Source organism: Streptomyces sp. NPDC048671 (assembly GCF_055587045.1).
This window is the reverse complement of record NZ_JBVJHB010000004.1, coordinates 187,739-201,652: the sequence shown is the minus strand read 5'-3', so window position 1 is coordinate 201,652 and position 13,914 is coordinate 187,739. Positions and strand designations below refer to the sequence as shown.

The 13,914-nt window shown below is 69.7% G+C and carries 12 protein-coding genes; 5 read left to right on the top strand and 7 right to left on the bottom strand.

The window, feature by feature from the left end:
• Positions 1-113: 113 nt before the first annotated feature.
• Positions 114-563, top strand: a complete 450-nt coding sequence (locus ACZ6S6_RS09940) for a spore-associated protein (RefSeq protein WP_362955362.1) — start codon at positions 114-116, stop codon at positions 561-563.
• A gap of 118 nt (positions 564-681) precedes the next feature.
• On the opposite strand, the gene ACZ6S6_RS09935 is transcribed toward ACZ6S6_RS09940, so the two are convergent.
• Complete coding sequence (locus ACZ6S6_RS09935) at positions 682-1,587, bottom strand: NAD-dependent protein deacetylase (protein WP_469704676.1); 906 nt, start codon at positions 1,585-1,587, stop codon at positions 682-684.
• Between the two features lie 170 nt (positions 1,588-1,757).
• Here ACZ6S6_RS09935 and ACZ6S6_RS09930 point away from each other — a divergent pair, with 170 nt between their 5' ends.
• Both ACZ6S6_RS09930 and ACZ6S6_RS09925 read left to right on the top strand, forming a co-directional pair.
• On the top strand, positions 1,758-2,804 hold the full coding sequence (locus ACZ6S6_RS09930) for a Gfo/Idh/MocA family protein (RefSeq protein WP_362955367.1): 1,047 nt from the start codon (positions 1,758-1,760) through the stop codon (positions 2,802-2,804).
• Position 2,805: 1 nt separating this feature from the next.
• On the top strand, positions 2,806-3,873 hold the full coding sequence (locus ACZ6S6_RS09925) for a Gfo/Idh/MocA family protein (protein WP_469704674.1): 1,068 nt from the start codon (positions 2,806-2,808) through the stop codon (positions 3,871-3,873).
• A gap of 129 nt (positions 3,874-4,002) precedes the next feature.
• On the opposite strand, the gene ACZ6S6_RS09920 is transcribed toward ACZ6S6_RS09925, so the two are convergent.
• The 5 genes from ACZ6S6_RS09920 to ACZ6S6_RS09900 all read right to left on the bottom strand — a co-directional run bounded on the left by ACZ6S6_RS09920 (position 4,003) and on the right by ACZ6S6_RS09900 (position 8,386).
• On the bottom strand, positions 4,003-5,271 hold the full coding sequence (locus ACZ6S6_RS09920; RefSeq protein ID WP_362955373.1) for a phosphatase PAP2 family protein: 1,269 nt from the start codon (positions 5,269-5,271) through the stop codon (positions 4,003-4,005).
• A 437-nt stretch (positions 5,272-5,708) separates the two neighbouring features.
• Entirely contained in the window at positions 5,709-6,050 is a 342-nt protein-coding gene (locus tag ACZ6S6_RS09915) for a GatB/YqeY domain-containing protein (RefSeq protein WP_362955630.1), read from the bottom strand.
• Between the two features lie 242 nt (positions 6,051-6,292).
• Positions 6,293-6,784 carry an NUDIX hydrolase gene (locus ACZ6S6_RS09910; protein WP_362955375.1) on the bottom strand — a complete coding sequence of 164 codons (492 nt, stop codon included), beginning with the start codon at positions 6,782-6,784 and terminating at the stop codon, positions 6,293-6,295.
• A 118-nt stretch (positions 6,785-6,902) separates the two neighbouring features.
• Positions 6,903-7,172 (bottom strand): class I SAM-dependent methyltransferase, encoded by a 270-nt coding sequence (locus ACZ6S6_RS09905; protein WP_362955377.1) that lies wholly within the window; start codon positions 7,170-7,172, stop codon positions 6,903-6,905.
• Between the two features lie 704 nt (positions 7,173-7,876).
• The gene (locus ACZ6S6_RS09900; protein ID WP_469704672.1) at positions 7,877-8,386 is read right to left on the bottom strand and encodes a DUF4232 domain-containing protein; all 510 of its coding nucleotides are present in this window, start codon (positions 8,384-8,386) and stop codon (positions 7,877-7,879) included.
• 915 nt (positions 8,387-9,301) lie between these two features.
• Here ACZ6S6_RS09900 and ACZ6S6_RS09895 point away from each other — a divergent pair.
• Together ACZ6S6_RS09895 and ACZ6S6_RS09890 are read left to right on the top strand one after the other, a co-directional pair.
• Positions 9,302-12,208, top strand: coding sequence for an acid phosphatase (locus ACZ6S6_RS09895; RefSeq protein ID WP_469704670.1), 2,907 nt, complete (start codon positions 9,302-9,304; stop codon positions 12,206-12,208).
• A gap of 204 nt (positions 12,209-12,412) precedes the next feature.
• Positions 12,413-12,964, top strand: a complete 552-nt coding sequence (locus tag ACZ6S6_RS09890) for a YciI family protein (protein ID WP_469704669.1) — start codon at positions 12,413-12,415, stop codon at positions 12,962-12,964.
• Positions 12,965-13,073: 109 nt separating this feature from the next.
• Here the strand turns inward: ACZ6S6_RS09890 and ACZ6S6_RS09885 are convergent, their stop codons facing one another.
• Complete coding sequence (locus ACZ6S6_RS09885) at positions 13,074-13,841, bottom strand: class I SAM-dependent methyltransferase (protein WP_469704668.1); 768 nt, start codon at positions 13,839-13,841, stop codon at positions 13,074-13,076.
• Positions 13,842-13,914: the final 73 nt, after the last annotated feature.

The window sequence follows — 13,914 nt, the reverse complement described above, 5'->3', positions numbered from 1 at the left end:
AGGGGATCAGGTTCAGCCGATATCTCTTTGCATGCTCGCGGCACAACCATCCCTGCCGTTCGAGGGTCACATCAAGTGGGAGTAATCCGCTCTCAGGGACACAAGGGGGATATATGCGAAGCATGCGTAATGTCGCGACTGTCGGGGCTCTGACCACACTGGTGCTGGGTGCCACGGCCGCGTTCGGCACGATCGCCTCCGCCGCACCCAATGTCACACCGCAGGGCGTCTGCGGTGGTTCCTACAAGACCGTGAACTCGGTGCCCGTCGGCTCGCTGGGCACCGTCTACCTGACGTACAACTCCGCGAACGGCAAGAACTGCGTCGCGACCATCCGTGCCAACCCGGGTGCGGCCAAGGAAATGTCCACGTACGTCTACGTCCCCGACACCGACGACTGGGCCGGGGACTCCGGGAAGTACACGTCGTACGCGGGGCCCGGCTACGTCTACGGCAAGGGCCACTGCGTGAGTTGGGGCGGCAACATCGACAACGTGTACGTGTCGGTGGAGAACTCCAACTGCGCGAAGTTCAAGGAACACCGGGTCACCGAGGTCCGCTGATCCGGCGCACCACCCGGCGTGAGGCGACGTCCGTGAGGGTTGCCGTATCCCGCGGACGTCGCCTTCGGCGCGAGACCGTGCTCGGCCCGATTCCGGCGGGCAGGGATCACCGGCCCCTCTACGCAGGCCCCGCCGTCCCGTTGTTGACGGCGATGCCCACGTGGTCGGCCACGGCGGTGAGGGCTGTTCCCAGCGGGAGCGCGACACGGGTGACTGCGTGCCGGTCTCCTCGGGTCGGGTCCCGGTTGACGATCAGCACCGGTTTCCCGGCCTGGGCCGCCTGGCGGACGAACCGGAGCCCGGACATCACCGTCAGCGAAGAGCCCAGGACCAGCAGCGAGGAAGCCTCGCGGACCAGTTCGCGGCAGTCCTCGACCCGCTGAGGCGGCACCGCTTCGCCGAAGAACACCACGTCCGGCTTGAGGACGCCGTCGCAGAGGGTGCAGGACACCGTGCGGAAGTCCCCGACCTGCTCGTCGGTGAGGTCTGCGTCACCATCCGGGTTGATCGCGGCGGCCACTGGCCCGAAGCCCGGGTTGGCCTCCTCCAGCCGCCGCGCGAGTTCATGGCGCAAGGTGAAGGTGCCGCAGGAGAGGCAGACGACCCGGTCAAGGCTTCCGTGGAGCTCCACGACGTCCTCGCTGCCGGCGGCCTGGTGCAGGCCGTCGACGTTCTGGGTGATCACCCCCGAGAGCAGGCCCTGCCGCTCGAACGCGGCCACGGCTCGGTGCCCGGCGTTGGGGCGGGCGCGGCCGAAGGTGCGCCAGCCCAGGTGGCTGCGCGCCCAGTACCGGCGCCGGGCCTGGGCGCTTGCGGTGAAGTCCTGGTACGTCATCGGGGTGTGTCGGCTCAGGCTCCCGCCCTCGCCCCGGTAGTCGGGGATGCCCGACTCGGTGGAGATACCCGCTCCGCTGAGCACCAGCACACCGCCGGTGCTCAGGGCATCGGCGATCGGCTCCAGATCCGTGGTGGCGGGCGGCAGGTCCTCGGTGGGGGCCCAGCTCAGAGTGGGGCGCATGCGCATGCCTCAAGAGTACGGAAGGGGCTGCCGTCACCCGCTCGCGGCACCGATGACGCGCCTCCAGCAGGTTCAGTCCGTCTCCCACGGCCGCAGGGGGCCTCTCTGTCACCCCTTCAACATCAGACGTAAGATGTCTGATGTCCAAGGTTTGGTCATCGAGTGAGGAGTCGTGGATGAGCCCCGCCCCAGTGCCCGGAGACAGCAGGTCGCGAGATCCCGGACGGCAGGTGAGCGACCACCGCGTGGCTGTCATCGGTGCGGGCGCCATCGCCCGCGATCATGTCACCGCGATCGCGGCCGTTCCGGGATTGCGGCTGACCCACGTCGTCGACCGGCATCCCGAACGCGCCGCCGCGCTGGCCGCGCTCGCCGAGGGCGCCACGTGGTCCACCGATCCGGCGACCGCGTGGTCCGACGGCATTGACGTCACCGCCGTGTGCACCTCTCCCGAGTCGCACACCGAACTGTCCGTGTCCGCCCTAGAAGCGGGCAGAGCGGTCCTGCTGGAGAAGCCCGCCGCCCTGAAGGTGGCCGACGCCGACCGGATCCTCGCGGCCGCGAAGACCGCCGGCCGGCCCTTGCTGGTCGCCCAGACGGCTCGCTTCCAGCCCGTCCACCTCGAGATCGCCCGAGCGGTCGCCGAAGGCGCGATCGGCACGCCCCGGCTGGCGCACCTCACCTGGTACACCGGGCACGTCTGGCCCGGCGGCTGGCGGGGCTGGCAACTGGACGCGTCCCGCTCCGGAGGACATGTCGCCCATAACGGGGTGCACGCCCTCGACCTGCTGACCTGGCTCATGGACGACGAACCGGTCCGGGTGTTCGCCCGCCCGTGCCGTACGTGGGCATCCGGGATGCCGACCCCCGACAGTTTCCAGATCCTCGTACGCTTCGCCGGCGGCGCTCTCGCCACCATCGAACTGTGCTACGCCCTCGTCGAACGGGGCACGTTCGTCCGCCGGCTCATGCTCTCCGGCACGGCCGGCACCTTGCACCACAGCAGCGAGGACGAGCCGCGAGCGCACTCCGCCTCGCCCGTCGCACCCGCGTCGATCGACGGTGCGATGACCGAGCAGACCAGGCACCTGCGCGATGTGCTCGACGGCGTCGCAGCCCCGTTGACCGCACCTCACCAAGTACGTGGAGCCCTCGCCGCCGCGCTGGCAGCGCAGCTCAGCGCGGACGAAGGCCGCCCCGTCGACGTAAAGGAGGTCTGCTGAAATGAGAATCCTCATCGCATCCGGGGTCCGGCACGCCCGTGACTACGTACCGCTGCTGAGATCCCTGCCCGGCATCGAGGTCATCGGTTGTGCGGACACCGCCGACAGCCCCTTCGCCGAGGACAGCGCCGCCCTCGCGGCCGCGACGGACATCCCGCTGCTCGACCTGGACCAGGGCCTCGCCTCCTGCGACATCGCCCTCGTGTGCAGCGAACCCACCCGCCATGTCGACCTCGCGGTGAGAGCGCTCGAAGCGGACCGACACGTACTCGTCGACAAGCCTGCCGCGACCGACACACGAGGCGCACAGCGCCTGTGGGACGCCGCCGACCGCTCGCGCGGGCTGCTCAGCGCCGTGCACCGCCTCTACTCCCCACAGATCGCCCGTGCCCGGCGCATCGTGGACTCCGGTGCGATCGGTCTGCCCCTGGCCGTCGACGCGGAGTGGCTCGCGGCGGGCGGGCTCGACGGAGCGACCGTTGAGCGCCCCGAACTGGTCTGTGACCCTGCCCTGTCCGGCGGCGGTGAACTGATGAACTTCGGGTGGTATCCGGCCCTGGCGATCAGGTATCTGACCGGCCTGGAGGTGGAGGAGGTCGTCGCCTTCAGCAGTGCCGCGCCCCGAACGCCGCTCTTCGACGGCCCGCACGGCACCTACGGGGTCGAGGACGCGGCGGTCCTCTCGCTCCGGCTTCGCAACGGAGTGGTGGCGACAGCCACCGTGGCCCGCACACCCGCCGGCGTCGGCCCGGCCCCCGTCTCGTCCAGCCTGCGCGTCCTCGGCTCGCACGGCCACGTACTCGCCGACGAGGACGCTCCCTCGGTCGCCGTGCGCGGAACGGACGGCGTCAGCGTCTCCCGCCAGGTCGGCGGGCACGCCGGGACGACGGCGCTGCGGCTGCTGTTCACCGAGTTCTGCGACGACATCCGCTACGGGCGCACGCCGCTGGTGACCGCGGCCGATATTCACGCGGCCGTCGCGGTGGTCGAGGCCGCACTCTCCTCAGCACGCGAGGACGGTGCACCTGTCGCCCCCGTCGTCCGTGCGACTGCCGCGGGCGTGGCCTGACGGGCGTACGTGCATGCGCGTACGCATGCGTGCAGGCACGCACGAGCATCGCGAACTCCGCCCCGCTCAGGGGCGGAGTTCGCCTTGCGTCCGCCGGGCGCGTCCAGCCCCCTGCCGACGCGACACGACTCAAACCGGTTCGGGCAGCGGTTCCGGTTCCGGTTGCCGCGCCGGGGCGGTCTTCGGTTCCCACCGTTCGGTGGTCCGTACGTAGCCGTGGATCACCGAGGCCATCGCCAGAACGAGAAGCGGACCGAACACCCACGGATGGTTGGCCATCTGCATCGGCAGATAGCGGTATGACACCAAGAGCGCAGCGAAGACCGCCGCACCGTAGGCGACGAGCTGGATTCCCGACCGGTCCCAGCCGCGGTCGAGCGAGCGCAGAGCCGCCTCGATCGTGAGCGTGAACACCACGCCGGCAATGATGTCCGCGCCGTAGTGATAGCCGAAGCCCAATGTCGCGGCGAGTGTGGCGACCAGCCAGAAAGCGCCTGCGAATCGGAGAAAGCGAGGGCCCTTGCGGGAATGGATGAAGATGGCGGTCGCCCATGCCGTGTGCAGGCTGGGCATGCAGTTGCGCGGTGTGATCCCGTCGAATGACATGTGGTGCGGGGCAGTGACCGGTGGCGTCGTGTTCGGCCACAGGTTGGACACCGCCCAGTGTCCGCCGTCGGCGCCGTAGGCGAAGATCGGCCCGACCACCGGGAAGAGCACGTAGATGCCCGGCCCCAGGAGGCCGATGACCAGGAAGGTGCGTACCAGGTGATGGCCCGGGAAGCGGCGGTCGGCCGCCACGTTGCGCAGCTGGTACAGCGCGACGAAGACCGCGGCCACCGCGAGCTGTGTGTAGACGGCGTCGAGGAAGTGGGCCCCGATCGGGCCGGTCGCCGTGACCATCCGGCCCACCAGCCACGACGGGTTGCCCAACGCGTGATCGGCGGTTGCCACGTACTGGTCGAGCACTTCCGGACGGGTCTTCGACGTGATGAGCAGCCAGGTGTCACCGGTCTTGCGGCCGGCGACCAGCAGCAGACCCAGTCCGACGCCCTTCAGCAGCAGGACACGTTCCGGGCCCGTGCGGCGCGTGACGGCGATGACCCCGTAGCCCAGAATCACCCACAACGCGCCATTGCCGAAGGGATGGCCTTCGGTCACCCTGGCGTCGACCGCCCATCGCACCAGCAGAATGGTGACATCGATTCCGATCGCGACACCGACCGCGATGAACCGTTGCCGCCAGGTGAGCACCACCATCATCAACGCCATACTGGCGTACAGCAGGAAGCCCGACTGGGGGGCGACTATTACTTCTTGCACCTGGGTGGTGATCGGCCCCGGCAGGCCGTAGCGACGTGCGGCGATCTCCAGAGCGATGAGGAATCCGAGGGTCACCACTCCCGCCGTGGCCCACAGTATCGTCCTCGATTGACGCCACGCGGCGAACGTGATTCTGCTGGTTATTCGCGAAAACACCCGCGATGCTATAGGTATCAATTGTTTGGCCGATTTGCTAGACGTTGGTTGAGTAAGTCACTCTTCATGCCGGAAAGACCGGTTTTCCGGTGAATGACGGGCGATGAGGGCGCCCGTCGTGAGTTCGAACATGCTAGCGGAGGTACGCGGGTGCGTTCGCTGGTCACGGGTGGTGCGTAGTCGGCTCGACCCTGGCGCCATGGCCCGGAACGGGGGCGTGGGGGAGGGGGCCGGGAACCGTCACGCTCGGGCGGGTCACCAACTGCCCGGCCAAGGCATGGTCTCCGGCCACGGCGACCACCCCGTCGAGTGGCCGTCGTACGGGCGGGTACGTGTACGCCGGCGCCGGTTCGGGCGCGCTATGGCTGATCTGCTGTGTTCTCCGGGGTGCCGTGGCCGTCGAGGAAACGGTGCAGCACGGCAGCCTCCGCACGCAGGCGCGCGACCCGGTCAGCGTGAGCGGGGGCCTTCAACCGCGCTGCGGCGTCCAGTCGTTCCGTTGCCTCGGCTCGCACGATCTCCGTCGCATCGCGCTCGCTCAGCTCACGCCGCGCCACTTCGGTGGAGCCGGCGCCGATCGGTGACTCTTCGAGGGACAGCCCCCGCGTCCCGGCTTCTTCCAGGGGCACCGCCTCCGCGTTGTCCAGCGCGGAGAGCGTTGCGCGCAGAGCGCTCACCGTGACCTTGTCGCGGGCGCGCATCGCATCCGGGAGGGCTTGGCGCATTCGAATATGTAGAGACATGCCAGGACCATATGACCGTGCTCCTGGCCCCCACAACCGGGATATCCCCACGGGGCCAGGCTTCCCCCGAACTCCGAAATGCTCAGCTTCGGCAACTCGTGCGCACACTCACGACCTGGCACCACACCCGAGTGATCCGGTCGAACCGGTCCGCGCCCACGGTGGCCACAGGTGAGTCGGGTGAGGTGCCGGCCGGCCCCTCAGTGGTCTTCCCAGTCCCATGAATCGAAGAATGCCGCTGTGCCCGTACGACGAGCCTCCATCACGGCCTCCAGCCGGGCGAAGTCACGCCGTGGCATGAGCGGCCGCCACTCAGGAAGGGACAGGACGCGTGCGTCATCGTGCTCGGCCGGGTCCAGGACGAGGGACCTGATCTGGTCGGAAGTCAGCCGGCCGCCCTCGAAGACGAAGCCGATCGTGGCATAGGGCCACTCCTTTCCCGGCTGGCCGAAGATGGACGCGAGGAGCTTGGCGGGACCCTCGAAGACGATCCCGGTCTCTTCGCGGCACTCCCTCAGGGCCGTCTCCCACGGCCGCTCGCCCGGATCCATTGTTCCGCCGACCAACTGCCACGGGTGGGTCCGGGAGTACACCGCCCTCAGTTGCAGCGGGTTGTCGTGCTCGTCGGTGAAGAGCAGGCACGCGAACGCGGTCGCTTTCAGCACCGTCTCGGCGTACTGCTCGGGGGGCATCCACACCGGGCTCACGCTCCGGCGGCCACGTCCCGCCTGCGGCTGGTCGTCATTCGTAAGAATGCGGAATTCTTCATGAACATGGTTCGCGGTCAAGGGTTCTGATCCTTCTGAACGATTACGGGGTTCCGAGGTGGCAGCGGGGCCCGGTGGTGGGAGCGGCGTCGTGGTCGGCCGGGTCCGACGGGGCGCGGCGGCGTACATGGAACAGCCGGTAGGAGACGGGGGTGTCACGGGCGGGAGGCAGACGCAGCCCGCTCAGCTCGCCGTACCGCTCGCAGGCGCGCCGGTATTGACCCGGTGACGCGTCCACGGCATCCACCGCCGCCCCGTGCTCGCGTACGAGAGGGGCCGCGTGTTGCGCGATACCGGAGCCGATGTCCGGCACACGTTTCCCGGAAAGGTCTCCCAGCACCTAGACGCCCAGGGACGGCGCCCTCGACGCCCCAGTCGATGCGCTCCACATCGGGGACGGGAGTCCGCCGATCGATGTGGTGGGCTCCGTACCTCTCCCATGCTGTGGTGTTCGCCTGTTCCGGTTCCATCCTCGGCTCCGTGGGGTTGTCAGGTGAGTTCTCGGCCGCGGAGATCGTCGGCTCGACCATCCGGACTCGGCGTAGGTACTTCCTCACTTGCTGCCTCCTCGGGCGGGGCCGTCCGGTTGGGGGCCAGGTTCGACGGGCCTGCGGTGAGCGTGCGAGAGACCGGCACGGGTGCGGGAGCGACGGGCACGCCATCGGCGCTCAGAGCAGACCGTTGCGCTTGCCGGGCTGCGCGTTGTGCGAGCTCTCTCCCGTCCAGGGCCGCGGGACGAATGCGGCTCCGAGCCGCACCCTCCATTGCCCACCCGACGCTACAGACGGACCGAGGACCGAGTCGGCGTTTCCGGGTACGTCCTCCGATGGGGGGATTGGTGCGCCGATTCCGGCGAGGAACCTCCGCTGCGGTGGTGGTGACCCCGTTCCGGCCGGTGCAGCAAGGCGGCGCCCGCCGGAACGGACGCCGCGAAGAACTGGCTCACCACCAGGAGGGGAAGGGCCGGACGAGATTGCGGAGAGGAGATGGACCGGACCCGGAAGATGGCTAAGGCGCTCAGGCGCCGCGCTGAACCGGGCCGACGAGGGTGCCGGTTGCCACCTTGAACTTGCCTTCGGCGAAGGACGTGCCCGGGATCTCCCCGTCCGGGGCGCGGAGTGTGAAGGACGCCTCGTCCGCGGAGATGCCCCGGCCGTTGTCGGGAACCTGGATGTCGAAGTGCACCGGGTGCCCCGGGCCGAAGGTCACCGCGGTCCGCTGGTTGCCGTAACGGCCGGCGGTGATCCTGTTCTCCGAGCCGTGGTTCGAGAACCGCACACTGGTGGGCGAACCCGCCAGCCGGCACGGGTCGTACCCGCGCGGCGCGGTCAGGGTGACGCGGTAGTGGCGATGTCCCGCACTGTTGGGCGCCTTGGTGATCTTCGCGATGTGGTTGGCCGGACGGCATGCGGAGGGTGCGGCGCCGACGGGCTTCACGGCCGCGGCCTGCGCCATTTCCCCACCCGCAGCGCCCAACAGTGCGGTGGCGGCGATGGCGACGGCGATCTTCCGGGTGGTACGCATCATGAACCTTCTCTGCTGTGCTTAATGGCCCTACGGGTGATTCTCCGTCAGGAACATGGCCCAAGAGGACTCGTGACCCTCGTTCTCACCCGCACGGGGGTTTTTTCCAGGGCTGTCACGGTCGGCGCCACCAGTACGTGTAACGCCCACGGGTTGTTGTGGTTCGACCGTGCGCCCGGGGGACGGGTCCGCGAGACGCGTCCGGCTGCGGCCCTCGGCCCCGGGGGATAGTTCGTCAGGGCGGTCTTCTCGCCGCCCGTCGTCGCCGCTACTGTCGTCCTCTGCCTGACCCGCTGTTCAGGCCCGATTCATCGATCTCAGCACTCAACGTTTCTGCCGGCGCTGGAGCCGACGCCGACGCGGCCTTCGATTCCGCCCCGTCTGCGTCACCATGGACGACTCCTGGCGGCGGGGGGCGGCCCCTCGACTGGCGCCGCTCGCCCGGACCGTCCCACCGCGCAGCGGAAGGTTCACCGTGACACCGCGGTCCTGACCCAGGCCTTCACCTGGACGAACTCCGCGAGCGCGGCGGGCATCGCTGTCTCCGCCGCCGCGGTAGGCCGACTCGTAGACGGTCCGGGCGGCACACGAGCCGGCTTCGCCGTCCCGCTCCTCGCTCTGACCGCAACGGCGGCCCTGACCTGGTCCAGCCGTCAGGCTCTCACCACGGCCACCACGCAGCTGCCGGCGGAGGCCGATTCGGCAGCCGCCGCCCCCTGACAGGTTGTCACGGGCACCCGGTCCCATTCCGTTCAACTCCGGTGGTGCGAACGAGACACGCGGTCTCCTGAGCGTTGACATGTCTCCGGCCGAGCCCTCAGGCTCGCTGTGATGACAACGTTGTCCGCAGAGAAGAGGCGAGTCGTGCGGGTGTTCAGGAGACGTGGGCGAGGTGCGGGGGCCGGTGCTGTCGTAGCGGTGCTCGTAGCGGGGTCGCTCGTTGCGGGGTCCGCCTCGGCCGCCTCGGCAGGCGGGGCCGGCGCGGTCTCGCCTGCCGCGGTGGACAAGGCAGGTGCGGCGTCGGAGGTGGGTGGGTACTGGGCCACGTCCTACGAGCCCGGGACGCCCCGGCCCGCCGGATTCCCGGCTCAGGGGCCGGCGCGGAACGTGCGCGGGGAGACCACCCGGATCACCACCACCGTGCGCGACGTGCGCTCAGGCCACCCCAACGACACGAGTGCGCAGGAAGGCGTCGGCAGCCTCGCCGATCAGGACCCGGGCACCAAGTGGTACGCGCGTGACAGTGGCCGGCCCACCGGGGAAGAACCCGTGTACGCGCTCTACACCCTGCGTACCCCGGCGGCCGTCACCGGCTACTCGCTCACCTCCGCGAATGACGCACCGCCGCGCGACCCGGCCGCGTGGACCGTGCTCGGGAGCGACAGCGACTCCGCCGGAAGGGACGCGGACGACTCCTCCTGGAAGGTTCTGGACCAGCAGAAGGGGCAGCGCTTCGGCGCCCGTGGACAGAGCAACTTCTACCCGATCGGCACCCCGCACGCGTACCGCCACTACCAGCTCCGCATCACCGACAACTGCGCCGACCGGTGCGAGGGTTCGGCAGGTGACGGCGAGAAGCTCCAGCTCGCCGACTGGACCCTGCGCAGCTCCGCGGGCTCCCCGGCCTCGGCACTCGGCGTCCGGGCCGAGAACGCCGACTCCGTCGGCGCGGCGGACGGTTCGGCCGCGCTGCGGTACGCGGGCCGCGTTCTCGCCTCCGGACCGGCCTCCTCCACGGTCGTCCTGCACTCCGGTCTCGATGTCCCCCTCGCGCACAAGTCGAGGCTGAGCTACGCGATCCGCCCGGACGACGACGCCTCCGCCCACGTCGCGCTCGACGTCGTCTACACAGACCCGGACGGCCGGCACCCCCGCACCCACGAGGTGAGGACGGGTGGCACCCCCGCCCCGGGGGAGTGGAACACCGTTTCGGTCGACCTCGGTGCCCTCGCCGGGAAGCGCGTCAGCGAGATCCGGCTGCGCTATGAGGACGCGCACGCCAGATCCGGTGCCGAGCCCACGGGCTGGATCGACGATCTCAGCATCGGCAAGGCCGTCGTCGACACCTCGACCACCTGGAGCTACCTCGACGCCCCCGGCGTCGACCCGGCGCGCGGCGACGAGGACCGCACGGCGTGGACCCGGACCGGCTTCGACGCGGGGGCCGTTCCCTGGAAGACGGCCGCCGGTCCCTTCGGCGCGAAGAACGACGGCACCGACCTCGGGGCGGACTTCCCCGTCCGCACAAAGCTGAGGCTCCGCAAGGACGCGGGAGACAGCGTCGAGGCGTACTTCTTCCGGACGTCTTTCTCGATGGACCGAACCTCCCTCGACGCCATCACCGGGCTCCTCGGAACGGTTGTCTACGACGACACCGTGACCGTCTATCTCAACGGCCGTCGCATCGCCGGCCACGGCGACGGAAAGATCGAGAAGAACCTCCAGTACGAGATCCCGGACGGCACCTCAGGCGAGGGCGACCCGGTCACCGCCCGCTTCAGCGTGCCGGCCTCGGCCCTGCGCGTGGGTGCCAACACCCTGGCCGTCGAGGTCCACCAGTGCAACAGCACCAGCTCCGACGTCTACCTCGGGCTCGGCTCGCTCACACAGACCGCCGGCTCCCTGCCCTTCACCGATGAGCAGCTCGGTGCCTCCTACGCCTCCGACACCCAGCCCTCCGCGCCCGGTGGCGGTGACTACTTCACCTGGCTGCTGCGCTCGTTCGACACCGCACGGAACACACCGTCGATCATGGGGGCCAACGAGGAACTGCCGAAGGGTACGACGTACGAGGAGCTGGCCGCACTCAACGACCGGACGGTCGTCGACATCAACAACGCCCCCTCCGGGCCCACCGATCCCCAGGTGCACAAGGCACTTGTGGACGGTGCGAACAGCCCGTACCGGACCATGGCGGACGGACTGGGCACAACCCTCGGCCGACTCTACGACCAGGCACTGAAGAACGGCGAACTCCCCAAAACCCAGGCGCTGTTGTCCGGCCGCGTCGAACACACCCCGGACTCCCCGGCCGACTGGTACCAGACCGCCAAGAACAACTACCAGTACAAGCGCCCCTTCGTGCGCATGGGATTCACCAACGAGGAAGGGCTGATCGAGCCGTGGGACAGCCCCGGCGGCTACGGCGGTCTCGCGGGAGACGGCTCCTTCCCGAGCGGGCACACCAGCCACGGCTACGCGCAGGGCATCGTCCTCGCCACCCTGCTGCCCGAACTGGCCCCGCAGATCCTGGCGCGCGCCTCCGAGTACGGCAACAACCGCATCCTGCTGGCCTTCCACTATCCGACCGACATCATGGGCGGCCGGATCGTCGGCGAGAAGACCGCCCAGCTGCGGTGGTCCGACCCAGGGTTCCGCAACCTCCTGGAGCAGGCCAAGGCGGAGCTGGAAGCCGTCCTCGTACAGAAGTGCCGTGAGGCCGGTGCGGGCGCTTCGCTCACTCGGTGCGCCGGCGGCGCGAAGCCGTACCTGCCCACGGCCGAGGCGCTCAAGGTGTACAAGGAGCGGATGACCTACGGCTTCCCGCACATCGGCGCGGACGACCGGCCGCCGGCCGTTCCGGCCGGGGCGGAGGACCTGCTGCGCACGGCGCACCCGAAGCTCACCGGCGCCCAGCGGCGCACCGTCCTCGCCGCCACCCAGATCCCCTCCGGTTCGGTGCTGGACGAGCCGGGTGACGGGGGGAGTTGGCAGCGGATCGACCTCGCGGGCGCGATGACCGCGAAGGTCACCGCGCACCGCGACGGGACACTCACCGTCGATGGGGTGCGGGTGAACGCCGAGGGCGCCCGGATCGGAGAGTAGCCACCGTCCCGTGGGGCCCGGCCGCAGCTCGGCCGGGCCCCACGTGCGTACACATGGCAGGCAGCTGGCGCACCTCCCGGGGGCCGGCGGAGCGGGAGCGCAGGAGGTGGGGGAGCGCGGGAGGTGGGGGAGTGCGGGACGCCGAGCAGTCGTCGTTGTGAAACCCGCTGGACCCGGATACCTCGTTGAAGGGACTCTTGGGCAATGGAGTTTCTCTGCTACCACCGCGACCGGCCCGGCTCCCTCCCGCTGCGGGACGAGCTGCTGGAAGAGCACTGGTCGTACATGGACCGGTACGCGAAGGAGATGATCGCCCGGGGTCCGACGCTCACCGACGACGGTGACACGCCCACCGGAAGCGTCCACATCGTCGACCTGCCCGATCCGGCCGCTGCCCGCGCCTTCGCCTTCGACGAGCCGAACTACCAGGCCGGCGTCTACCGGGACGTACTCCTGCGACGGTGGCGCAACCTGCTGGGGCGGACCATGTGGGACTTCCCCGGCGGACCGGTCGATGGCGACCGTTACCTGGTGCTCGGCCTCGGCGCGGGGCAGGCGGTCGACCTCGCGGTGCCATCCGACCGGGACGACCTGATCGCCTACGGGCCCCTCCTGTCCGACGACGGCGCCACCTGGCTGGGGACCGCGGTGCTGGCCCGGTCAACGGACCCCGAGACGGCACGCGCCATTCTGACCCCGGAGCGGTACGCCGCCGTCGAGGTGCACAACTGGCAGTTCGGCGGGCGCCCGTCGTAGCTGACGAGGTCCGGCCGACGCCCTCGGCCATGACGGGCGCCCGGCTTCCCTCGCGTCCGACCCGAACCCACGGACGCACCGGCCCGACGTACAGCGGACTGTCGAGGTACTACGGCTCGTAGCGCCGACGGGCGAGATGGACGATGACGTCGGCGGAAATCTCGACCGTTTCAGGCAGAACCCGTGCGATCTCGCTGAGTACCCGCTCCTGCGCCGGGGGCGGCAGTACGAGATAGGCCGAGATGGTCGAGAGATGGCCGACGTAGTCACGAGCACTCATCGTCAAGCGCCGTTCGATCACGGACTGCTGAACTCCGGTGAACCACTCGGACCGTTGGAGTTCCGTGCCCGGCCACTGCATGTCCTCCTCCGGAGGCGTCCCGTCCGGGGACGGAACATCGTCGCTCTCCAGGAACGGTGCCCGTGCCGCGCGCACAGCCTCCCGCACAGCCGGGTCGGCCAGCTGGACCGGGCCGCCGAACGAGGCGAACACGCCACCCGGCTCCAGCAGTGCGGCCATGCGTGACCACCGGCCCGCCGGCTTCGTCCAGTGCAGCGCGGCGGCTGCGTAGACCAGCCCGTACCTCTCGCCCGGCCGCAAGTCCTCGAACGAGGCCCGTTCCGTCCCGACGCTCGTCGGCACGTGCTTACGCAGCTCGGCGAGCATGCCCGCGTCCGGCTCGGTCGCGGTGACCGTGACGCCCCGTCGAGCCAACAGGCGGGTTGCCTTGCCTGTCCCGGCACCAATCTCCAGGGCGGTCCGCACCGGCTGACCCGCGTACGCCATCACCACGTCGAAAAGCTCGACGGGATACCCCGGCCGGAACCGTTCGTATGCTTCCGCCATCACTCCGAAGCTCAGCGCGCGACCAGACATGCCGAGCATCCTGACACGGGCCGCGACGTCGTTCAGCCACTGGCGACCGCTCTCCCGGCCCGTCCGGCACGCG

Excerpts from the sequence above, each read along its gene's own strand:
- ACZ6S6_RS09940 (WP_362955362.1), top strand. The coding sequence starts at position 114 with ATGCGAAGCATGCGTAATGTCGCGACTGTCGGGGCTCTGACCACACTG.
- ACZ6S6_RS09935 (WP_469704676.1), bottom strand. The coding sequence starts at position 1,587 with ATGCGCATGCGCCCCACTCTGAGCTGGGCCCCCACCGAGGACCTGCCG.
- ACZ6S6_RS09930 (WP_362955367.1), top strand. The coding sequence starts at position 1,758 with ATGAGCCCCGCCCCAGTGCCCGGAGACAGCAGGTCGCGAGATCCCGGA.
- ACZ6S6_RS09925 (WP_469704674.1), top strand. The coding sequence starts at position 2,806 with ATGAGAATCCTCATCGCATCCGGGGTCCGGCACGCCCGTGACTACGTA.
- ACZ6S6_RS09915 (WP_362955630.1), bottom strand. The coding sequence starts at position 6,050 with ATGCGCGCCCGCGACAAGGTCACGGTGAGCGCTCTGCGCGCAACGCTC.
- ACZ6S6_RS09910 (WP_362955375.1), bottom strand. The coding sequence starts at position 6,784 with ATGCCCCCCGAGCAGTACGCCGAGACGGTGCTGAAAGCGACCGCGTTC.
- ACZ6S6_RS09900 (WP_469704672.1), bottom strand. The coding sequence starts at position 8,386 with ATGATGCGTACCACCCGGAAGATCGCCGTCGCCATCGCCGCCACCGCA.
- ACZ6S6_RS09890 (WP_469704669.1), top strand. The coding sequence starts at position 12,413 with ATGGAGTTTCTCTGCTACCACCGCGACCGGCCCGGCTCCCTCCCGCTG.
- ACZ6S6_RS09885 (WP_469704668.1), bottom strand. The coding sequence starts at position 13,841 with ATGTCTGGTCGCGCGCTGAGCTTCGGAGTGATGGCGGAAGCATACGAA.